The organism is Halosimplex litoreum, from assembly GCF_016065055.1.
Lineage (GTDB): Archaea > Halobacteriota > Halobacteria > Halobacteriales > Haloarculaceae > Halosimplex > Halosimplex litoreum.
In genome coordinates, this window is sequence record NZ_CP065856.1 from 1,507,169 (window position 1) to 1,527,752 (window position 20,584).

Consider the following 20,584-nt stretch of genomic DNA (forward strand, 5'->3'; position numbering starts at 1 on the left):
CTCGTGTGAGAAAACATGACAGGTAGAGGGGACGGGAGCTCGGAGCGCGGTGCGGTCGAGGCCTTCGAGGCGGCGAACGGGGTGGGCGACGCCGGAGGCGACGTGGAGGCGGCCACCGAGGTGCTTCGCTGCTCGCCCGACGAGCGGGCCGAGCGGGGGGTCTCCGACGACGACGTGCGGGCGGCGTTCCTGACGGTCGTCCGGGAGGGCGACGCCGACGCGAAGGACTTGCGGGGCGTCGAACTGCCGGCCATCGAACTGGACCGGCTGACCGTGGACGGGGCCGACCGCCACCCGGTCGACCTCCGGGGGGCGACGGTCGCGTCGTTGTCGGCGCGGTTCGCGACGATCCGCCTGCCGCTCCGGCTGGACGACGCGACGCTCGGCGACGTGACCTTCGACGAGGCCCACGTCGAGGAGGCGGTCCTCGCCGACGGCGCGACCGTCACCGGCGACTTCGAGGCCTTCGAGGCGAGGTTCGCCGGCGACGTAGAGTTCGACGGCGCGACCTTCGAAGGTCGGTTCGACGTCGACGAGTCGACGTTCGCCAACGACGTGACGTTCGACGGCGCGACCTTCGATGGAGTCGTCGAGGCCCGGGCTGCCGAGTTCTACGGCGACTCGAATCTCCTCGACGACAACACGAGCTTCACCGGCGCCACCTTCGCGGACCTGGCGGACTTCCGGCAGGCCGAGTTCGGCTTCACCCACTTCGAGCGAGCGACCTTCGCCGACGAGGCGAACTTTCAGGAGGCCAGCTTCGACGGCGACGCCGAGTTCGACGAGGCGGTCTTCGAGGCGTTCGCCGACTTCGACGAGGCCCGCTTCGGCGGCGACACCGGGTTCGCCGACGTGGCCTTCACCGGCGACGCCGATTTCCGCGGGGCGGCCTTCTCCGGCCGCGAGCGCGCGCTCGACGAGGACGCCACTTTCGCCGGCTCGACGTTCGGCGGCGACGCCGACTTCCGCCACGCCCGCTTCCGGTTCGTCACCTTCGCCGAGGTGGCCTTCGAGGGGCGCGTACACTTCGAGGAGGCGGAGTTCGACGCCGACGCGACGTTCGCCGACGCTCGCTTCGCGGCCGAGACGGACTTCGACGAGGCGCGGTTCCGGGAGGACGCCGACTTCTCGGCGGTCGAGTTCGCCGCCCGCGCCGTCTTCCGCGGCGCGGAGTTCACCGGCGGCGCCAACTTCCTGGAGGACGACCTGACCTTCGAGGGCGCCCACTTCGGCGCCGACGCCGACTTCCACAACGCCGAGGTCACGTCGGCGAACTTCGTCGACACCACCTTCGGCGGCGAGATCGACTTCAGCGGCGCCAGCTTCTCCGAGCGCATCGACTTCGAGGCCAGCCAGGTCGACGGCGACGCCTGGGTCGATTTCACCCGCGCGAAGATCGTCTCCGGCCGCATCGCCCAGCCCGCCGAGAACTGGGTGCGCTACGACCTGACCCTCGCGAGTCTGGGCGACGTGGAGTTGGTCGCCGCGGCCGACGAGGACCACCGTCGCCTGCTGGATTTCTTCCGGTTCTGTCGCACTGAGTTCACCGAGTTCGACGGCCACGAGTTCGACTTCAGCGCCCACCGGGAGTACCTCGACCGCAACGCCTGGGCGATCCACGAGTTCCACGAACCGCCCGACGCCGACCCCGACTACGAGCTGGCGATGACGCCCGAGGTGACCGAGACCACCTACCTCAAGGCCAAACAGAGCGCCGCCGCCGTCGGCGACATGAAGGTCGCCGGCGAGTTCCGCGTCAAGCGCCAGCAGTACAGCCGCGCGAAGAACCTCGAAGTCGCCCGCGACGACTCGGCCGCGACGTGGACCCGGACCAAGAACCTCGGCCGCGCCGCCGAGAACTACTTTCTCGGGGTCACCTGCGGCCACGGGATGCGGCCCATCCGGATCGGCTTCGCGTTCGTCCTCGCGCCGCTGCTGTACGTGCCGTTCTACGCGTTCGGCGGCGGCCCGTTCCTGACCGCGGCGGGCCAGCTGTCCGTCGCGGAGGCGTTCACGACGGACGGGCTGGCGACGCTGTTCGACGTGGCCCGCTTCAGCTACATCTCCTACACCACCATCGGCTACGGCTTCCTCGGCCCCGAGGGCCGGCTCGCCGAGGTGCTGGCCGCCAGTGAGGCGTATCTCAGCGTCGTCCTCTCGGCGCTGCTCGTCTACGCGCTGGTCAAGCGCTCGGAGATGTGAGCGGGGGTGGTCCCCCGGGTCGCCGTGAGCCCGTGCCGTTCAGACGAGTTCCTCGCCGTCGACGAGGTATCGCTCGGCCACGTCGAAGTCGATCTCGATCCCGAGACCGGGCCCCTCGGGGAGGTCGATCTGGCCGTCCTCGATGACGTCGCCGTCCTCGCCGGTGCGGGAGACCAGGTCCTCGAACCACGGCACGTCGAAGGCGTGGTACTCCAGGGCGACGAAGTTCGGGACCGAGGCGGCGGCGTGGGCGGCCGCCACGGTTCCGACCGGGCCCTGGATGTTGTGAGCGACGATGGGCACCCCTTCCAGGTCACAGAGCGTGGCGATCCGCCGGAAGTCACGGAGCCCGCCGCAGTTGTGCGGGTCCGGCGCGGCCACGTCCAGCCCCTCCGCGTCGAGCATCTCTTTGAACTCGCCGGGGTCCCGGAGGTTCTCGCCGGTCATGATCGGGCAACTGGTCGCTTCCCGGACCCGGCGGTGGGCGTCGTACTTCCGGGGGGGCACTGGGTCTTCGAGCCACCCCAAGTCGTACGGTTCGAGTTCGTTCGCGAGTCGCGTGGCGGTCTCGACGGTGAAGTTCCAGTGCAGGTCGAAGCCCAGGTCCACGTCGTACCCGATCTCCTCGCGGACGGCCTCGACGAGCGAGGCCTTGTGTTCGATGGCGGCGTTGTCCAGCCGGCGGGCGGCGGTGTCCACGTCGGCGTGGGTGCGCACGTCCAGATCGAATTTCAGCGCGTCGAAGCCCGCGTCGACGACCTCGCGGGCGGCCTCGGCGTACGACTCCGGTGTGTAGACCTCGCGGGGGTCGACCGTGCCGGACTGGGCCTCGCCGAGCGACTCGCCGCCGTGAGTGTCGCAGTACACCCGGACCGCGTCCCGGTACTTTCCGCCCAACAACTCGTAGACGGGGACGTCAAGCACCTTGCCCTTGATGTCCCACAGCGCCATCTCGACGCCGGGGCCGGGCTCCCACATCACGTCGCGCACCCGCTCGATATCGAGGGGGTTCTGTCCTTCGAGGCGTCCGGGGTCGTTCGGGCCGTCGCCGTGGACCTCGCCGTAACCGACGATTCCGGCGTCGGTCTCGACTTTTACGATCCCCCACGGGAAGTTCCCCTGCAGGACCATCGTCGAGACGTCGGTGATCGCGAGGTCGCGCTCGGGCGGGCGGTGGGTCTCGTCGGTGGTGAAATCCATCCACGGGACGCCGCCGCCCGGTGGGATGACGTACTCGGGTGTGTCGTCGTCTGTCATGCGTGAGTCCATGACGGGGGACCGGACGAAAACTGTGGCGGCGGCCGGTCGGCGCTCGTCGGTCGGCGCTCGCCAGTCACACTACTTCGGCGACGAACTCGCGGAACTCCCGTTCGACTTCCTCGGCGATGTCAGGCGTGATCCAGCCGGAGACCCAGTTCATGTTCGCAGCGTGGAACACGAGCACGTAGAGGCGCCGTCGCGCCTCGAACGCCGCATCGTCGGGGAGCCGTCCGACCGCCCGGTACCCCTCGTACAGCGCGGAGCGGATGAGGCCCCGTCGCTTCGAATCGAGCGACGTCAGCCCACACAGACCCTGCTCGGCGCAGGCGAGGTCGTACTCCGGGTCAGTCGTGCGAGCGAGTCCCCAGTCCAGCAGGCCGGTCACTGTCTGCGACTCGCGGTTGACGGCCAGGTTCCCGAGATTGTGGTCGATCCGGGCGAGCACAGGCGACCCCGAGAGGTCGAGACGCCGCTGGCGTCGGTCGATCGCCGCTCGAAGGTCGGGTACGATATCGTCGAATCGGCCGTCCGCGAGTCCGTCGAGCATCCGCTCGGCCGTCGCCGCCAGTTGCGCTTCCCACGAATCGCGCGGGTCGTCGAGCGCCAGCTCGTACTCCCGGGCCAGCGGTCGCGTCCCGCCTAGGTCGGCAGTATCGGCGCGTCCGGCGTCGACGACCGGGCCGAAACCGTCGAACGCGTCGAGGTCGTGGACCTCGGCGAGCGCCCGCCCCACCTGTCGGGCGTAGTCGGCCATCTCGTCGTCGGGGATTTCCGACGCGTCCGCCGGAAGCGGGGCGCCGTCGGCTCGCTCCATGAGAAAGAAGGGGGTCGACAGGTCCGACTGGCCGTCGACGACGCCGTACACCTCCGGGACGGGGACGGTCGTCTCGCCGCCGAGCAAGCGGAGGAGCTTCGCCTCGGCCGCGAGGTTTCCGCCCCCGCTCTCGTCGTCGGTCGCCTTGAGAACGCACTCGCGGACGCCGTCGCCCGTATCGACCGCGAGAGCGACCGTCAGGTTGCCGCCGTCGTCGATCTCGGTCGCTTCGCGGACTGTCCAGTCGGTCTCGACCGCGGCGACCATCCGGTCGACCGCGATGTCGCCGGTCTCGTCTCCCTTCGGTACCTGTTCGTCCCCAGCCACGAGGGGGTCGACACTCGGCCGACAGTTAGGTTTTCTCCTGATCGATCTTGGCTGCACACGGGCAGATACGCCGACTACGGGACGGTCGGATGCCAACTCGCCGGTGATGTCGCCGTGAAGGCCCGACGATTTACGTAGATACGCACACGGCTGTTATCGATGACCACCAAGACGATCTCGCTCGCCGAGGAGGCGTACGAGCGCCTCGCGGCGGAGAAGCGCGAGGGAGAGAGCTTCAGCGACGTGGGGAAGCGTTTGGTGGGCGAACGATCGTGGACGGAGGTCGCCGGTATCTGGAGCGACGGAACCGACGAGGTCGAGGCAGCGATCGAAGACGGTCGCGTCCGCTCGCGGTCTCGTCGTGAGCGTCTCGGCGACGATATCGACGACGTCGTGTACGGTACGCCCGAAGAATGAGTCGGCGATCCGCGACGCCGCTGTTCGTGAACATCAGCGCCTTCTACGCGCACTTCGTGGAGAACGCGCCCCGTCACGAGACCGTACGGGCGGTGTTCGACGGGATCCGGTCCGGCGACCTGCCGTATCGACCGCTCGTGACGTCGAGTTACGTCGTCTCCGAACTCGCGACGCTGTTACTCCGGAAGACGACTCACGCGACGGCGAGCGTCCATCACAGCCACAGGACCTCCCGCAACCGCAGTCCCCGTCGGTCGACCAACTCGCGTCCGGAACGCTCGGGATCGGTTCGTCGCTGCCCCCGTCGGTCAGCAATCGCGAGTCGTCGCGGTCGGCATCGTCGCGCTCGTCGGGATCGCGTCCGTCCTCGGCGAGTTCGGGCGCCGCGTCGGCGGGCGCGACCTGTTGATGTTCGGTCCCCTCGTCGTCCGGCGCGCAGTCGCACCGGTGGCAGTCCCGCGGGTCAGTTCCCACGGGCGACGCCTCCCGAGACGTTCGCGTCGGTCCGCTGCATAACCGTTCGCAAGCGGTCGTTCCCGACGCGACGAGTCCACTCGTAGAACCGCTCGCCGTCGTCGCGTTCGTCGACGTAGGCCGCGAACAGCGCCTCGATGGCCGGGATCACCGCATCGGCGGGCACCGCGGTCTCGACCCAGTCGAGGAACTCGTTGTCCGACCCCAGCGAGCCGCCGAGGCCGAAGTGCATGGCCTCGACGATGTTGTCCTCGTCTTCGTTGGTGGTGCCCTCGGGGTCGTCGACGTCGACCGTCTCGCCGCCGAAACCGATGTCGGCGATCTGCGGCTGGGCGTCGAAACACTCGTGACCGTCGAGGCCAGCGACCGGACAACCGAGGACGTTTCGTGCGGAGTCACCACACCCCTGGATCGTCGTCAGGTCGACCTCGTCGTATCTCGCCCAGATTTCGGGCACGTCCTCGAGCTCGATCCAGTGCATCTGTACGTCCTGGCGGGTCGTAACGTCGAGGAAGGCGTCGCCCCAGACGGCGTTTTGCTCCTCGCCGCCGGACTCCTCGAGCGCGGTGGCGTACTCCGCCGCCACCTCGCCGATCACCTCTGCCTGCTCGGGCGTGAGCCGGCCACCGGGGACCGTGGTCCGCATCGTGAAGTAGCCGTCGTGAACGCCGTGGCCGTACATGCCGGCCCACTTCAACCGCTCCCACTCGCCCTCGCCGGCCCGCTGCTCGATCTCTTCGAACGACAGCCCCTCCGCGGCGTAGGCCTTCACGTCCTCGACCACGTCCAACGGGTGTTTCTCCTGTTTCCACTCTTCGACCGCGTTCACGGTGACCACCTCTCGGTGCCGAGTGCGGGCCTGTCACCGCTCGGCCTGGCAGCGTTCATGGCCGATCCCTCCGTGTACCGCGGGCCGGTCTGTTCCTGACGTACATCTCCTGTCTCCCGTCGCGCGACGACCGCGTGCGTGACGTCAGTTCACACGACCCGTGGTTCTGTAGCTCACCGTGTCGGTCAGCGCTGCCACGGCTGCGCGAAACCCCACTTAGATTGCCGCTATCAGGGACGCCCTGTGGCGTCGGTGTCTCCGCTGCGTCGGCACTAGCGGCCGTCCAGTCGAGGTCGGTGCCCGATCGGCCGGCCCGTCGTCGTGTCATGTGACCGAATAACTCGTCTCACCCCGTCACCAGGGTGTATTCCGGGGGTTTTCCGGTGTTCCGAGGGCGGCCGAACCGGATCATGTTGCCTGTTTGCGGCAGCGACGGCGAAGGGTGCGCCGAAGTTCGTCCTTATGTGGGCCGGAGTCTTGTGATCGGACAACCGAATGAGCGACTCCGAGAACGTGCAGGTGGCCGAGGAAGAGCAGGTCGAACCGGACGACGAACGCGAGGTCGACACCTCGCACCTCGACGGCGTCGAGGACGGCTGTGGCTGCGCCGAGGTGTGGGAGCACCTCTCCGACGAGCGCGACGAGTAGGCCGGACGTTCGTCCGCCGGCGGTGCGAACTGGTTCTACGAGAGTGGTTACTGCGTACCGTGTGCCGGCGGCGATTCTGCTGGAGGACACGGTCGAGTCCGCCGAGCGGACGGTCGTCGACGACGAGGGACGGGTCGGCGCCGCCCGTTGACGGAGCGACTACTCCTCGCCGAGGAGCTGGTCGACGATGTCCTCCGGGTCGAACGGGTCGAGGTCGCCGTAGTCCTGGCCAGTCCCGAGAAAGAGGATCGGCTTGCCAGTGACGTGGGCGATCGAGATGGCCGCGCCGCCCTGCGGGTCGGCGTCGGCCTTCGTCAGCACCGCGCCGTCGATCTCGGCGGCGTCGTCGAACTCGCGGGCGCGGTTGACGGCGTCCTGACCGGCGACGGCCTCGTCGACGAACAGCGTCATGTCCGGGTCGATGACCCGGTCGATCTTCGAGAGCTGGTCCATCAGCCCGTCGGAGGTGTGGAGTCGACCGGCCGTGTCGCCCAGCACCACGTCCACGTCGTTGGCCTTCGCGTACTCGACGGCGTCGTAGATGACCGCGGCGGGGTCCGACCCCTGCTCGTGGGAGATGACCCGCTTGTCGAGCGCCTCGGCGTGTTGCTGGAGCTGCTCGTTGGCGCCGGCGCGGTAGGTGTCGCCGTTGGCCAGCACCGTCGACTGCCCGCGCTCTTCGAAGTACCGCGAGAGCTTGGCGATCGTCGTCGTCTTCCCGACGCCGTTGACGCCGGTAAAGATGATGACCACCGGCGCGTCGGCCTCGGCGACCCGCTCGTCGAAGTCGAACTGTCCGACGCTGATCACGTCGTACAGCGCCTCGCGCAGCGCGTCCCGGACGAGGTTGCCCGTCGAGGACAGCCGCCGACGCGTGTCGCCGACGAGGTTCTGTTCGACGCCGTCGAGGATCTCCTGTGCGACCCCCATCTCCACGTCGCTCTGGAGCAACGCGAGTTCCAGATCGTCGAGGTGGTCCTGCAGGTCGTCCTCGTCGATGACCGTCTTGCCGGTCGCGAACAGCTTCGCCCGCTCGCCGAGGCTCCGGCCGTCGTCCTCGTCTTCGTCCGCATCGGCGTCCTCGACGTCTTCCCCGGATCCGGCTTCCTCGGCGTCACCAGCCTCGGTCGGTCCGTCGGCGTCAGACGGCTCCGGGTCGGGTTCGGCCGGCTCGGCGGCTTCGGCGTCCGCCGCGTCCGCTTCGACCGACGCTTCGTCGGTCGCCTCGGCGGACGCGTCGCTAGCTTCGGCCTCGTCGGGTTCGGCTCCGTCGGCTTCCTCGTCGACCGCTTCCTCGTCGACGTCCTCCTCGACGTCGTCGCTGAAGCGGCCGAGTTTCTCTTTCAGTCCGTCGAACATCGGGCCTTACTCGTCGTCCTGCTGCTGCATCTGCTGCATCTGCTGCATCTGCTGTTGCTGCATCTGCTGGGCCTGCTGTTCGAGCTCCTCGCTCTCGGTCTCCAGCTCGGCGATGTCCGAGCGGATCTCCTCGACGCGCTCGTCGAGCGTGTCCTGCTTGTTCTCGAGGATGTCGACGGCGTCGTCCTGCTCCTGCTCGGCGGCGTAGCCGGCGCCGAACTCGACGATGACCTCGTCGATGTCCTGGATCTCCGCGCGGAGGAACGCGTCGCCGCCCAGCGGCACCTGCACGGTGTCGCCGGATTCGATGGCTTCGATGGCCTCCATGGCCTCGTTCATCTCCTGTTTCTCGTCCTGAAGGCCCTCGATCTCCGCTTCCATGGCCTCGATCTGCTCCTCGATCTGCTCGATCTCCTGGGCGATCTGCTGGAGTTGCTGCTGGCCGCCGCCGCCGCCACCGAGGCTCATGCGTCGACCCCCTCGATCTCGACCTGCGTACGCTTGAGTCCGTGCTTCGAGCCGAACTCCGCGAGGACGTGCTCGCGCGCGACGTTCTCGTTTACCGCCTCGATCTCCTTCTCGAAGGGCTGCCAACCGTCTCGGGCGCTCCACTGCCCGGTGACTGTGAACTCACTCATGTGTCCCGCTGGGAGAGCGAGCGGGAAGTACCTTCCGCAACGAACTCTCGCCGCCGTCGCCGCGTCCGTCGGACACCGACTGCGCCGGTCGGCACTGCTGCCGTGCGAGGAGGAACTGGTGGGCGTACTCGTCGCTCTCCGGGGGGAAGGAACGTGGCTCGGCGGGCGGTCGGCGGCGACCGCCGACGGGCTAGTCGATGTAGCCCAGCGCCGATTCGATACGACCCAGTTCCGGGCCGGTGGTGTCCTGGCCGACGACGTAGCCGTGGTCGTTGGCGACCAGGCCCGAGCCGACCAGCGGGGCGCCGTAGTTGACGGTGCCGATGTCGGCGGGCACGTCCAGTAGGTCCTCGAGGAAGTCGAGCTCGGCGTCGGTCGCGTCGGGGTGACAGAGCACGCCGTCGTTGGTCGCGACCGCCGCGGTGCCGACGGTGCGCGACCCGGCGAAGACGCCCTGTTCGACGGGCACGTCCAGCCCGTCTTCGACCGCGCGGACGGCCGACTCCGAGAGGTCCGGGTGGACGTACGCACCGCTGTCGTTGGCGAGGACGACGTTGCCGGCGGCGTTGATCCGGCCGGGGAGTTCGGCGATCGGGAGCCCGGTCGCCTCGGCGATCGCCTCGCGCTCGCGATCGCGGACGCGGCTGCTGACGAGCAGCCCGTTTTCGTTGCCGGTCGCCAGCGCGCCGACGGTGCCCGAGCCGCCGACCGTCGTCGGGACGGCCGGGACGTCGAGTTCGTCGGCCAGGCCCTCGCGGAGCTCGTCGTCCACGTCCGGGCGGACGAGCAGACAATCGTCTGTCGCGCGTGCGAAGACGCCGACGTACGCCGAACCGGAGAAGGCCGCGCGGAGCAAGTCTACTCTGCGGTCTCGGCTTCGACGACGTGCTCGCCGTCTTCCTCGAAGCGGGCGGCGCGAACGCGCAGCTTGCGCGGCGGGTTCGAGCGGCCGTTGGCCCACACGGCCTCGTTGACCGAGGGGTCCAGACGGATGGCGTCGCCGTCGACGGCGAAGTGCTTGGCGAGGTGCTCGCGGACGATGGACATGGCCTTGTCGGCCTGCTCGTCGTTCGGCGCGGCCTTCACGTCGCGGAGCGGGACGGTCACGACCCGCTCCTCGAAGTCTCCGGCGCTCATTCGTCCGTGTCGCTACGGCGCCAGTGACGCCGCTTCGGGTTGCGTTCGACGTTTCGGTCCGTCTTGAGCATGACCCACGGCGGAACGCGCGTGTTCTGGCGCTCGAGTTTCCCCAGGCGCTTCTTCTTGGATTTCGACTTCTTACCCATAGTGTCACCCCCTTCCGCCCCGGCGCTTAAATTCCTGTTCCTTTTGCCCGCGACCGCTCACCGCCCGACCACGACGCCGTACCCGTCCACTCGATCCGTGTGAGTGCGAGCAGATCGGGTGAACGTGAGGACGAGCGGATCAGGCGAACGCGAGCGGGACCATCACGAGCACGCCGGCGGCGATCCCGCCGAGGAGTTCTCGGCGGCCGCCACCGGGCAGGTCCGAACCGCGTTCCAGCGCCTCGGGCACGAACTCGGTTGCGACGAGGTACACCATCGCGCCCGCGGCGAACCCGAAGCCGAAGGGGAGAAACTGCTCGGCCAGCGTCACGAAGTAGTAGGCGATCACGGCCCCCAGCGGCTGGGGCAGGCTGGAGAAGACGGCCCACCACGCCATCCGCCACTCGCTGACGCCCATCGACCGCAGCGGGATGGAGATCGCCACGCCCTCCGGAACGTTGTGGATCGAGATGGCGACGGTCATGAACACCGCCAGAACCGGCAGCGTCAGGCCCCCGAACGCGACCGTCGCCAGGCTCGGGTCGTCGATCCCCAGCTCGGCGAAGGAGACGCCCACCGCGACACCTTCCGGAAAACTGTGGACCGTCAGGATCCCGAGGATGAGCACCAGTTTCCGGAAGTCGGCCTGTTCGTAGTCCTTGGCGTCGAACTCCGCGTCTGCCAGCAGTTCGTGGGCGACGATCACCAGCAGGACGCCGACGAGCACGCCCGGTCCGATGGCGATCGCGGCGTCGACGAGCCCCCCGTCGACGACCGCCAGCCCTTCCCTGATCAGCCCGAACAGCGACGCCGCGACCATGATACCCGAAGCCAGCCCCCACAGCACCACGTTCCACCGCTCGGAGATGTCCTCGACCAGGAAGAATGGGACCGCGCCCAGCCCCGTCGCCAGCGCCGTCAACAGCCCCGCGACGAACACCAGCGCGAGATTCCCGAACTCGACCATTCCTAGTCGGCACTACGCCGACCGCGTCCTTAAGAGTTATCACGAATCTGATTGTTTTTGGGAGACCTAAAGCGGACGGGTGGCGTAAATCGGAGGGAGACGGGACGGTTTCCGCCGTCGGACACGGCGTGTCACGTCGTGATCAATGGCCCTTATATCCATTATGAACGGTCGAACACCTATGCGGTGAAGTATAAATACTGGTTCGCGAAATAAAACCGTATGTCAACGACCGAGACGCGCACGACCGACGTGAAGGCGGCCGACGGGGAGACGGGGGCGCGCCCCCACCGAATCGTGAATCCGATGGGCGCGACCGGCCGGATGACCGTCGAGACGCCGGAGGGGACCGAGCGGACGGTCGTCGGCTGTCTGGACGGCCTCGTCGCGGGTCGACTCGACGGGGTGGCGCCCGGTTCGACCGTCCGGATGGAACTCTCGCCCGCCGCCGACGGCGAGGGATACGTCGCCGCGCGCGTCCTGCCCGGTGGTCTCCCCGCGCTGTAGTTCCGGCCGCTCACGCCTCGACGCTCCGCTACAGCGGAAGTCGCTCGACGGTGTCGTACGTCGGCCCGTCGGGCCCCAGCACGCTCTCTTTCACCCGTATCTCTTCGACCGCGAGCCGCCCCACGCCGGGGTCGTCCTCGCGGACCCGTTCCTGTACGAGTTCCTTCCCGCCCGCGTGGTCCATCCGCCCGATCGTGACGTGGGGGGTGAAGTCGTGGTCCTCGGCGTCGAAGCCCATCGTCGTCGTCCGCTCCTCGACGGCCTCGTGCAGGCGCGTCAGCTCTTCACCCCCAGAGCGGGTTCCGACCCAGACCACGCTGATGTAGTCGAGACTCGGGAACACACCCAGCCCGCCGAACTCGCACTCGAAGGGGTCGACACCCGCGTCGTCGACTGCCGACGCGAGTTCGTCGGTGAGGTCGTCGAGTCGGTCGGGGTCAGTGTCACCGAGGAATTTGAGCGTGACGTGGGCCCCCTCGGGGTCGACGAAGTTCAGTCCCGATGCGCCCGAAAACCGGTCCTGGACGGCCGCGATCCCGTCGGCGAGCCCGTCGAGGTCGACGCTGACGAACAGTCGGTTGCCCATGCTCGCCCTCGACTCGCGTGCGCCTTCAGCGTTCGGTGGCTCGGCCCCCGACGCACGGTGTAGGGCAGGTACTTAGCGGTGCGGTTGGCGCGTGCTGTCGCGCGCTTTCATGCGCGCGACGAAGCCGCGCGAGGGATGAGCGAACGGAGTGAGCGAATCGGCTGGGGAGGCTCGTGGCGTCTGCGGTGCTGTGCGCTCCTGGCGGACTGAAAGGGCGAGGTGCGCTCGCGTTTGCGTGGTCGTCTGAGCGGGCACTATCCGCGCGGGCGGTGCTGAGAGCGCGGATATCCCGTCTCAGCGACCGCGAGCGGACCGAGGGCTTTCATCATCCGTTGTCGACCGGACTCGAGTCGATTCAGAGCGAGCGGACCGAGGGCTTTCATCATCCGTTGTCGACCGGACTCGAGTCGATTCAGAGCGAGCGGACCGAGGGCTTTCATCGTCCGTTGTCGTCTGCAGTCGCGTTCACTCGAGAGCGTTCCACACCGAATCGAACAGAAACCACCGCGACAACACACACACACGAACCGGGCGCGTCGACGGGAACCCGCTACGACGGGCTGACGGTGATCGTCTTGCCGCGGTCGATGGCCTGCTCCAGTTCCTCGGCGATGGCCGAGCCACGGGAGACCTGCACCTCGCCGCCGCGGGAGACGGTGGCGGTGAACAGGTACTCGCCGTCGGCCTGGACCTCGACGGTATCGCCCTCGTAGCCGTTCATGGGAATGAGGACGTGTCGAGAGGTGATCTCGGGAGTGACGATCTCGCCGCCGCCCGCACCGCCGCCGGACCCGCTCGAATCACCGCCACCACTCCCACCGGGACCGCCGGACGCGCTCTGGGGGCGCTCGTCGAGCGTACGCACGTCGATGTCGATACCCAGGCGATTCTCCACGTCGGTGATCCGACCGCCGCCCTTGCCGATGACCTGGGAAATGTCGTCGTCTTCGACGTAGACGACGGCGGTGTTGGGGTTCTTGATCGTCACCTCGACGTGGCCGTGGGCGATCGAGCGGATCTCCCGTTCGACCTCCTGCTTGGCGATGCGTTCGGTACCGCTCTCGGCGCCCGCACTCCCGTCCTGGGCGTTCTCGCCCAGGGGCACGGTGACGACCTGGCGGTTGAACGTGTAGATTTCGTATGCCGGCTGGCCGGTCTCGAAGTCGCGAATCATGATGACCGGGCGCGCCAGGTCCTCCTCCATCAGGCCCTCGGGCACCTTGACCTCGGTGGTCACGTCGTAGACGGTGTCGACCTCGCCGGCGTCGATGTAGACGACGGTGTCGACGACCTGCGGGATCATCCCGAGTTCGACCCGGCCCACGAGGCGCTGGAGCGCGTCGATGGCCCGTGTCGCGTGGACGACGCCGACCATGCCGACGCCCGCGAGTCGCATGTCCGCGAACACCTCGAAGTCGTCGGTCTTGCGCACCTCGTCGTAGATGGTGTAGTCCGGCCGGACCATCAGCAGCGAGTCGGCGGTCTTGGCCATCGACCCCGCCAGCTCGGTGTACTGGGTGATGTCGTCGCCGACCTGGAGGTCTCGCGGTTTCTCCATGGTCTTGACGGCGAAATCGGAGTCGGCGAGGAACTCGGCGACGGCCTGGGCGAACGTCGATTTGCCGGCGCCGGGCGCCCCCGAGATGAGGACGCCGCGCTGGTGTTCGAGCAGGCGCTCGCGCAGTTCGTCGGCGTGGTCGTAGTCGTCGAGGTCGGTCTTGACGATGGGGCGGACCGCCGTGATCTCCAGTTTGTCCGCGAAGGGCGGCCGGGCGATGGCGATGCGGTACTGGCCGAACTGGACGATGGTCATGCCCGGTTCGTCGAGTTCGACGAACCCCTCGGCGCTGGCGCGGGCGGAGTTCTCGATGTCCTGGGCCCACTCCTTGAGGTCGGTCTCCGTCGAGACCGTCTCGTCGATGGTCTCGTAGTGCATGTCGCCGATCTCGCCGCGCTTGGCCATCGGCGCGACCCCGACCTTGAGGTGGAGGCTCATCGTCGTCTCGTCGAAGAACTGTTCGATGTCCAGCGACTCGGTGTCGCGGCCGCGGGGTTCGAGGTAGACCACGTCGAGGCCCTTGGCCTTCGCGACCTCGCTCTGGACGACGTCGCTCGTCACGAGCGTGGCGTCGTGTTCCTCGGCCAGATCGCGGATGAGCGCGTCGATCTTCCCCTCGCCGGCCTCGCGCTGTTCGACCTCGGCGGGGCGGCGGCCGACGTACTCGACGGAGACGATGCCGTCGTCGTGGAGTCCGGCGAGGCGCTGCAGCTCTTCGAGGCCGTCCCAGCCGCTCTCGCGGCCGTCGTTGGCCTGGGCTTCGAGTTCGCCCACGACCGCCTCGGGGACGTACACCGTCGCCCCCGCGAATCCCTCGCCGACCGCCTCCGAGTCGGGGTCGGCGTCGGCCTCGATCTGCTCGGACACGCGGCCGTCGATGACCACGCTCGTGTCCGGAACGATGTTCATACCGTCAGTACGGCGGTCCGTCGTGATAAGGGCCGTGATGCCGGGAAGGTCGGCGAACCGTCGCGAAGAAAACTGCCCCCAGTGGTCAGGCCAGCGCTGGGAGTTCGGACCCGCCGCGGGTGGCGATCTCCGTCTCGCAGTCGGGACACGAGACGACCGTGTCACCGTCGCTGACCCGGTCCGACCCGGGGTCGCTGCGAACGATCCAGTCGCCGGTCGCCGGGCTCTCGTGACCGCAGTCGGGGCAGAACAGCGTCCCCTTCGGCGGCGGTTCGCGGTCGGTCGTCGAGGGTGCGTGTACACTCATCGTACCCGGGGGTAGTCGCTGGATACGGAAAACCCCTTTTGCCCATTATCAATCGGTAGAGACCGCGAAGCAGTGGAATCGTGTCTCATACACACGCGTCCGAGTCACACGCGAGAACGGGGTGACGGGAGCTCAGACCGCGAGGTAACTCGCGATCGTGTCCTCGTCGGCCAGTGACTCCTCGCCGAGTTCGTCGACGATCTCGCCCCGTTCCATGGCGTAACAGCGGTCGGCCATCGAGCGGATGACGCCGAGGTTCTGCTCGACGAAGAGGATCGTGGTGCCGAGTTCCTCGTTGATCGTCCGCATGTCCTCGCTGATCTGGTCGACGATGGAGGGCTGGATACCCTCGCTGGGCTCGTCGAGCAAGAGCAGGTCGGGGTTCGACACCAGCGCCCGCGCGATGGCGAGCATCTGCTGTTCGCCGCCCGAGAGCGTCCCGGCGTCCTGGTCGGCCCGTTCCTCGAGCACCGGGAAGTAGTCGTACACCTCGTCGTACAGCGTCTCCGAGGAGGCGGCGTTGACGGTCTCACCCATCCGGACGTTCTGCTCGACGGAGAGGTCGGGGAACACGTCCCGGCCCTGCGGGATGTAGCCGATGCCGCGCCGCGCGCGCTCGTCGGCCGCGAGGTCGGTCACGTCCTCGCCGTCGTAGTCGATCGTCCCCGATTCCGGTTCGAGCAGACCGATGACGGTCTTCATCAGCGTCGACTTGCCGACGCCGTTTTTCCCCATGACGCCGACGATCTCGCCGCGTTCGACGGCCAGGCCCACGTCCCGGAGGATCGGCGTCCGGTCGTAGGCCGCGGTGACGCCGTCGAGTTCGAGGATCGGGTCCGCCATCTCACTCACCCCCCAGGTAGATCCGCTGGACCTCGGGGTCGGACTCGATGTCCTCGACGGGTCCCTCGCGGAACACGTCGCCCTGGTGGAGCACGGTCACCTCGTCTGCGATCTCGGCGACGAAGTCCGTGTCGTGTTCGATGACGACGAAGGCGATGCCCTCCTCCTCGTTGAGCCGGGTGATGCGGTCGGCGATCTCCCGGCGCTCCTCAACGGACAGGCCCGCGACGGGCTCGTCGAGCAGGAGCAGATCGGGGTCGAGCGCGGCGGCCATGCCGATCTCCAGCTGTTGCTGTTCGCCGTGGGAGAGCTGGTCGGCGGGCACGTCCTCCTTGCCTTCGAGGCCGGCGTCGGCGACGGCCTCGCGGACGAGCCGGCGGCGCTCGTCGCCGTCGGCGAACCGCTGGACGGGCAGGCGGACGTTCTCGCGGACCGAGAGCTCGCCGTACACCGACGGCACCTGGAACTTGATGCTGATACCGCGCTTGATCCGGTCTTCCGGCTGGAAGTCGGTGATGTCGGTGCCGTCGTAGTAGACGCTCCCCTCGCTGGGGGCGTGCGCGCCGGTGATCAGCTTCAGCAGCGTGGACTTGCCGGCGCCGTTCGGTCCGATGAGACAGCGCAACTCGCCCTCGTCGACCGAGAAGTCGACGGAGTCGGTCGCGGTGAACCCGCCGAATCGCTTGACCAGGTCCTCGGTCTGCAGGAGCGTGTCCGTGCGGTCCCCGGTCGCCAGCTCCGCCGGCGTCTGGCGGATGTTCGGGTCCATCCGCGTGTCGTCGCCGGTGTCGGTGGACTCGGCGTCGCTCACGGGTCGGTCACCTCCGGGTCGGCGGCGGCGTCGGGGCTCTCGGAGACGCCGCCCTCCGCCTCGCCACCGCGGTAGCGCCGGGCGGTCCGCCACGCGAACAGCACCACGTCGCGGGCCGCCGGGACGAACCCGCGGGGCAGGAACAGGACGACCACGAGCAACAGGGCGCCGATGATAACGAACGCCCACTGGCCGACGAGCGAGTTCGACGCGAACGCCAGCGCGATCGAACCGACGAGCGCGCCGAGCAGGCTCTTGCGGCCGCCGACGCTCACCCAGATGACCGGCAGGGAGGCGAACGTCAGCGCGTAGACGCCGGGGCTGATGTAGTTGCCCCAGGCGGCGTAGAGCACGCCGGCCAGGCCGGCGAGCGCGCCGCCGAAGGTGAACACGGCGAGTTTCACCCGCTCGACGTCGTAGCCGAACATGCGCGTGCGGTCCTCGTCCTCGCGGACGGCGACCATCACGCGGCCGTAGTCGGAGTTGACCAGCGCGCGCAGGCCCAGGTACGTGGCCACGAGCAGGACGAGCGCGAACCGGTAGAAGGTGCCGTCGCCGGCACCGAGGACGACCGGCGAGCCCCAGACGCCGGGTAACGCCGGGATCGGCACCGTGAGTTCGGGGATGCCGGGCATCCCGTTGAACCCGCCCAGCGGGGCCGCGCCGATGGTCCACTCGTCGCCGGCGGTCTGGGACATGAACGTCTCCAGGACGAGCGTGACGACCAGCGTGATGATCGTCACGTACACGTCGCGGACGCCGCCGTAGAACATGAAGTAGCCGAGCACGAACGACAGCAGCGCACCGGCCACGACGGCGCCGACGAACGCGCCCATGATCCCGAGGGGGGAGCTGATGTTGAGCGAGACGATCCCGAAGGTGTAGCCGGCGACGCCGAAGAAGGCGACCTGGCCGAAGCTCAGGATGCCGGCGTAGCCCCACACGACCGACAGCGAGAGGCCGAGGAAGGCGTACACCAGGAACAGCGCGAACCGCGATGCCTGGTAGCCGCCCGCGAGCACGGGGTAGGCGAACAGCGCCGCCACGGCGATGGCGAAGCCCGCCCAGAACTGCCAGCAGTTGCCGATCGTGTTCGGGCCGTGGAAGACGCGCTGCCAGGCCCTGACGACGGCGACGACCGGCCGGGGCAGGTTGCTCCCGGAACCGGTTGTCTCGGCGGCCATCTCAGGTCGCCTCCTGGCGGCGTTCGCGGAGTTCGCGCACGAACCCGGTGATCCCCGACGGGAGGAACCGGATGAGGACGATCGCGGTCAGCAGCAGGGCGATACGGCCGTAGAACGTACTGCCCAGGAGGTTCGTGACAGCCGCGCTGATGGCGCCGAGGAAGCCGCCCGCCATCGTCGTCCCGAGGACGACCGAGGGGCCGCCGACGACGACGGCGACGAACGACTCGACGAGGAAGCCGGTCCCCATGTCGGGCACCATCGTGATCGTCGGGGCGTACAGCGCGCCGGTCAGCCCGGCGAGGGCCGACCCGATGGCGAACGTCGCCATGTAGGTGCGGCCCGTGTCGACGCCGAGCGCGCGGGCGGTGTCCTCGTCCTGGATCGTCGCGCGGGCGCGCATCCCGAAGTCCGTCTTCGTGAACAGGACGTACACCGCCGCGAGGACGCCGACGGCGATGACCGCCAGCGACACGCGGTAGGCCGAGTAGGAGAACTCGGAGTTCTCGACGATCAGGTTGAGCAGCGGGATCTGCGCCGGGGAGATCGTCTCGCCGACGAACGGGACGACCGGCGTCCCGACCTGGTCCAGCGAGTTCCCGAACTGGATGCGCGCGCCCTGGACGAGGATGAGGCTCAGCCCCCAGGTGGCGACCATCGAGTCGGCCAGGCGGTCGTACAGCGGTTCGACCAGCGGCGACTCCGGCAGGCGTCGGGTCGCGGCGTCGATGCTGGCGGCGGCCCGCTCGGGCACGGCGTCCAGCGCCGCGAGCCGGCCGAGGCCGCCGGCCAGTCCCAGCCGCGCGTACTTCCACAGCCAGTTCGGGACGGCCCCGGAGATGATCGTCCGCTCGACGGCCAGCCCGAACAGGGCCGTCGCCACCATCGCGACCGGGACCGCGACGAGCAGCGGCAGCCCGAAGCGGATGTTCGCCAGCGTCGTCGCGTAGGCGCCCACCATGATGAACTCGCCGTGTGCGAGGTTGATCACGCCCATGATGCCGAAGATGATGGCCAACCCCGCCGCCGCGAGCACGATGAACGCGAAGTTATCGAGGAACTGAAACAGGAGGTTGACCCCGTTGACCATGTTACCCGGCCTCCTCGAAGTAGTCCTGTGGGGTGTACTGGGTCTCCTCGTCTTCCTGCGTGAGGTCACAGCCGACCGTGTTCGAGAGGAACTGCTCCTCGATGACGCGGTCGTCCAGCGCCTCGACGTTGTGCTGGTCGTCGGCGCGCATCACCCACATGTGGTGGTCGACGTGGTGGGTCGCGCCGTCCAGCGCGATCGACTCGCCTTCCGGCGCCTCAGGCGCCTCGTAGGTGATGCCCGACTCCAGGGCCTCCTTGACCTCGTCCTGCTCGAAGGTCCCGGCCTGCTCGACGGCCTTCTTGTACATGTAGATCGAGAAGTAGTTGTTCTCGGCCTCCTCGTTGAGATACGGCGCGTCGGGCCACATCTCGTAGTAGCGGTCGACGAACCCGCCGTCGCTGGTGTTGCGCTCGGTCGGGATCTCCTCCATGTAGTTGACGCCCGCGTAGATGTTGGCCATCGCCGGCGGGTCCAGGCGCAGGTGTTCGTACCCCTGGGCCATCGCCGTCGACGTGCCGATGGGCACTTCGAGGCCCGCCGACGCCTTCTGCTCGTAGAAGGAGGTGTGGTTCGCGCCGACCAGCATCGACATCACGAAGTCCGGGTCGGCCTCCTGGATGTTGTTGATCGTCGAGCCGAACTGGGAGTTCGACAGCGGGATGAACTCCTCGTCGACGACCTCGGCGTCGTTCTCGTCGGCCAGGACCTTCACCCAGTCAGCCGACAGCTGACCGAAGTTGTAGTCGGCGGCGATGGTGTAGATGCGCGGGCCGTACTCCTCGACGAGGTAGGGCAGGACCGCCCCGAGCTGCTGGCGGGCCGTCGGCCCCACCGCGAAGACGTTCTTGTCGCAGACGCCGCCCTCGTACTGGGTCGTGTAGAAGTACAGCTGGTCGTTCTGGTCGATGATCGGCCGGATGGCCTCCCGCGTCGCCGAGGAGTAGCCCGCCCACAGCGCGTCGACCTCGCGCTGCTGGATCATCCGCCGGGTCAGCTCCTGGTAGCGCTGGTTGTCCGACTGCGGGTCGGGGTCGTAGTACTCGATCTGGTTGCCCATGATCCCGCCGTCGTTGTTGATCTCCTCGATGGCCAGCAGCGACGCCTTGTGCTTCGGCGAGCCGACCAGCGCGAAGTTGCCCGACTGGTCTTCGAGGACCCCGAGCGTGACCGTGCCGTCACTGCTCATCGTGTCCGTCGTCGCGCCGCCGCCCCCGCCGTCGCCGCCCCCGCCGTCGCCGCCCCCCGAACACCCGGCCAGCCCGGAGACCAGCGCCGCACCGCCGGCGGTCACGAACTGACGACGGCTGAACCCGTCACCGCTCATCGGCCGACCTCCGATACAGAAACGTCACTAAATTCGACCGAATCCCCATTGATTCCACCACTGTAACCGTTCGACATCGCATGAACGTCCATCATATGCGTACGTACCTTCGATTTCGCAGACGGCAAATAAGGGTTTGCACTCGCGTATTATAGATGTCCAATACCCTTCGCTTGAATATTAGGGTATGTTAGGATGGCACAGAAATGGTGAAGATTCGAACGGTATGCGATAGAAAACT

At 68.1% G+C, this 20,584-nt stretch carries 22 protein-coding genes; 4 read left to right on the forward strand and 18 right to left on the reverse strand.

All coding sequences use genetic code 11. From position 1 onward, the window contains the following. The first annotated feature begins 15 nt into the window (after positions 1-15). Positions 16-2,202 carry a pentapeptide repeat-containing protein gene (locus tag I7X12_RS07420; protein WP_198063203.1) on the forward strand — a complete coding sequence of 729 codons (2,187 nt, stop codon included), beginning with the start codon at positions 16-18 and terminating at the stop codon, positions 2,200-2,202. Positions 2,203-2,241: 39 nt separating this feature from the next. Here I7X12_RS07420 and I7X12_RS07425 read toward each other — a convergent pair whose 3' ends face one another. Next, positions 2,242-3,459, reverse strand: a complete 1,218-nt coding sequence (locus I7X12_RS07425; RefSeq protein WP_232343102.1) for a mandelate racemase/muconate lactonizing enzyme family protein — start codon at positions 3,457-3,459, stop codon at positions 2,242-2,244. A 76-nt stretch (positions 3,460-3,535) separates the two neighbouring features. Next, positions 3,536-4,603: a phosphotransferase family protein gene (locus I7X12_RS07430; RefSeq protein WP_198063204.1), complete on the reverse strand. Its 1,068-nt coding sequence runs from the start codon at positions 4,601-4,603 to the stop codon at positions 3,536-3,538. A gap of 159 nt (positions 4,604-4,762) precedes the next feature. Here I7X12_RS07430 and I7X12_RS07435 point away from each other — a divergent pair, with 159 nt between their 5' ends. Next, positions 4,763-5,020: an antitoxin VapB family protein gene (locus I7X12_RS07435; protein WP_198063205.1), complete on the forward strand. Its 258-nt coding sequence runs from the start codon at positions 4,763-4,765 to the stop codon at positions 5,018-5,020. 463 nt (positions 5,021-5,483) lie between these two features. Here I7X12_RS07435 and I7X12_RS07440 read toward each other — a convergent pair whose 3' ends face one another. After that, positions 5,484-6,323, reverse strand: coding sequence for a hypothetical protein (locus tag I7X12_RS07440; RefSeq protein WP_198063206.1), 840 nt, complete (start codon positions 6,321-6,323; stop codon positions 5,484-5,486). Positions 6,324-6,818: 495 nt separating this feature from the next. Between I7X12_RS07440 and I7X12_RS07445 the strand changes: the two genes are divergently transcribed. Further along, positions 6,819-6,971: a hypothetical protein gene (locus I7X12_RS07445; protein ID WP_198063207.1), complete on the forward strand. Its 153-nt coding sequence runs from the start codon at positions 6,819-6,821 to the stop codon at positions 6,969-6,971. Between the two features lie 159 nt (positions 6,972-7,130). Here I7X12_RS07445 and ftsY read toward each other — a convergent pair whose 3' ends face one another. The 7 genes from ftsY to I7X12_RS07480 form a co-directional block, all read right to left on the reverse strand. After that, entirely contained in the window at positions 7,131-8,330 is a 1,200-nt protein-coding gene (ftsY, locus tag I7X12_RS07450; RefSeq protein ID WP_198063208.1) for a signal recognition particle-docking protein FtsY, read from the reverse strand. Between the two features lie 6 nt (positions 8,331-8,336). After that, on the reverse strand, positions 8,337-8,798 hold the full coding sequence (pfdA, locus tag I7X12_RS07455) for a prefoldin subunit alpha (protein WP_198063209.1): 462 nt from the start codon (positions 8,796-8,798) through the stop codon (positions 8,337-8,339). Continuing rightward, complete coding sequence (gene rpl18a / locus I7X12_RS07460) at positions 8,795-8,968, reverse strand: 50S ribosomal protein L18Ae (protein WP_198063210.1); 174 nt, start codon at positions 8,966-8,968, stop codon at positions 8,795-8,797. The genes pfdA and rpl18a overlap by 4 nt, the downstream gene beginning before the upstream one ends. A 190-nt stretch (positions 8,969-9,158) precedes the next feature. Next, positions 9,159-9,824, reverse strand: a complete 666-nt coding sequence (locus I7X12_RS07465) for a translation initiation factor IF-6 (RefSeq protein WP_198063211.1) — start codon at positions 9,822-9,824, stop codon at positions 9,159-9,161. A 2-nt stretch (positions 9,825-9,826) separates the two neighbouring features. Further along, positions 9,827-10,105 carry a 50S ribosomal protein L31e gene (locus I7X12_RS07470; RefSeq protein ID WP_198063212.1) on the reverse strand — a complete coding sequence of 93 codons (279 nt, stop codon included), beginning with the start codon at positions 10,103-10,105 and terminating at the stop codon, positions 9,827-9,829. After that, positions 10,102-10,254 (reverse strand): 50S ribosomal protein L39e, encoded by a 153-nt coding sequence (locus I7X12_RS07475; RefSeq protein ID WP_006882001.1) that lies wholly within the window; start codon positions 10,252-10,254, stop codon positions 10,102-10,104. The genes I7X12_RS07470 and I7X12_RS07475 overlap by 4 nt, the downstream gene beginning before the upstream one ends. Before the next feature lie 139 nt (positions 10,255-10,393). Beyond that, the gene (locus I7X12_RS07480) at positions 10,394-11,221 is read right to left on the reverse strand and encodes a ZIP family metal transporter (RefSeq protein WP_198063213.1); all 828 of its coding nucleotides are present in this window, start codon (positions 11,219-11,221) and stop codon (positions 10,394-10,396) included. A 222-nt stretch (positions 11,222-11,443) separates the two neighbouring features. Between I7X12_RS07480 and I7X12_RS07485 the strand changes: the two genes are divergently transcribed. After that, positions 11,444-11,728 (forward strand): hypothetical protein, encoded by a 285-nt coding sequence (locus tag I7X12_RS07485; protein WP_198063214.1) that lies wholly within the window; start codon positions 11,444-11,446, stop codon positions 11,726-11,728. A gap of 28 nt (positions 11,729-11,756) precedes the next feature. Here the strand turns inward: I7X12_RS07485 and thpR are convergent, their stop codons facing one another. From thpR to I7X12_RS07525, 8 genes are all read right to left on the reverse strand, one after another. Then, positions 11,757-12,314: an RNA 2',3'-cyclic phosphodiesterase gene (gene thpR, locus I7X12_RS07490; RefSeq protein ID WP_198063215.1), complete on the reverse strand. Its 558-nt coding sequence runs from the start codon at positions 12,312-12,314 to the stop codon at positions 11,757-11,759. Between the two features lie 550 nt (positions 12,315-12,864). Then, on the reverse strand, positions 12,865-14,781 hold the full coding sequence (locus I7X12_RS07495; RefSeq protein ID WP_198063216.1) for a PINc/VapC family ATPase: 1,917 nt from the start codon (positions 14,779-14,781) through the stop codon (positions 12,865-12,867). Positions 14,782-14,866: 85 nt separating this feature from the next. Continuing rightward, positions 14,867-15,088 (reverse strand): hypothetical protein, encoded by a 222-nt coding sequence (locus tag I7X12_RS07500; protein ID WP_198063217.1) that lies wholly within the window; start codon positions 15,086-15,088, stop codon positions 14,867-14,869. Between the two features lie 132 nt (positions 15,089-15,220). Beyond that, positions 15,221-15,931 carry an ABC transporter ATP-binding protein gene (locus tag I7X12_RS07505; protein WP_394355627.1) on the reverse strand — a complete coding sequence of 237 codons (711 nt, stop codon included), beginning with the start codon at positions 15,929-15,931 and terminating at the stop codon, positions 15,221-15,223. 1 nt (position 15,932) lies between these two features. Then, positions 15,933-16,700 (reverse strand): ABC transporter ATP-binding protein, encoded by a 768-nt coding sequence (locus I7X12_RS07510; protein ID WP_198063818.1) that lies wholly within the window; start codon positions 16,698-16,700, stop codon positions 15,933-15,935. A gap of 38 nt (positions 16,701-16,738) precedes the next feature. Further along, entirely contained in the window at positions 16,739-17,926 is a 1,188-nt protein-coding gene (locus I7X12_RS07515) for an ABC transporter permease subunit (protein WP_198063218.1), read from the reverse strand. A 1-nt stretch (position 17,927) separates the two neighbouring features. Beyond that, positions 17,928-19,016, reverse strand: coding sequence for an urea ABC transporter, permease protein UrtB (gene urtB / locus I7X12_RS07520; protein ID WP_198063219.1), 1,089 nt, complete (start codon positions 19,014-19,016; stop codon positions 17,928-17,930). A gap of 1 nt (position 19,017) precedes the next feature. Continuing rightward, complete coding sequence (locus I7X12_RS07525) at positions 19,018-20,343, reverse strand: urea ABC transporter substrate-binding protein (RefSeq protein ID WP_198063220.1); 1,326 nt, start codon at positions 20,341-20,343, stop codon at positions 19,018-19,020. Between the last annotated feature and the right edge of the window lie 241 nt (positions 20,344-20,584).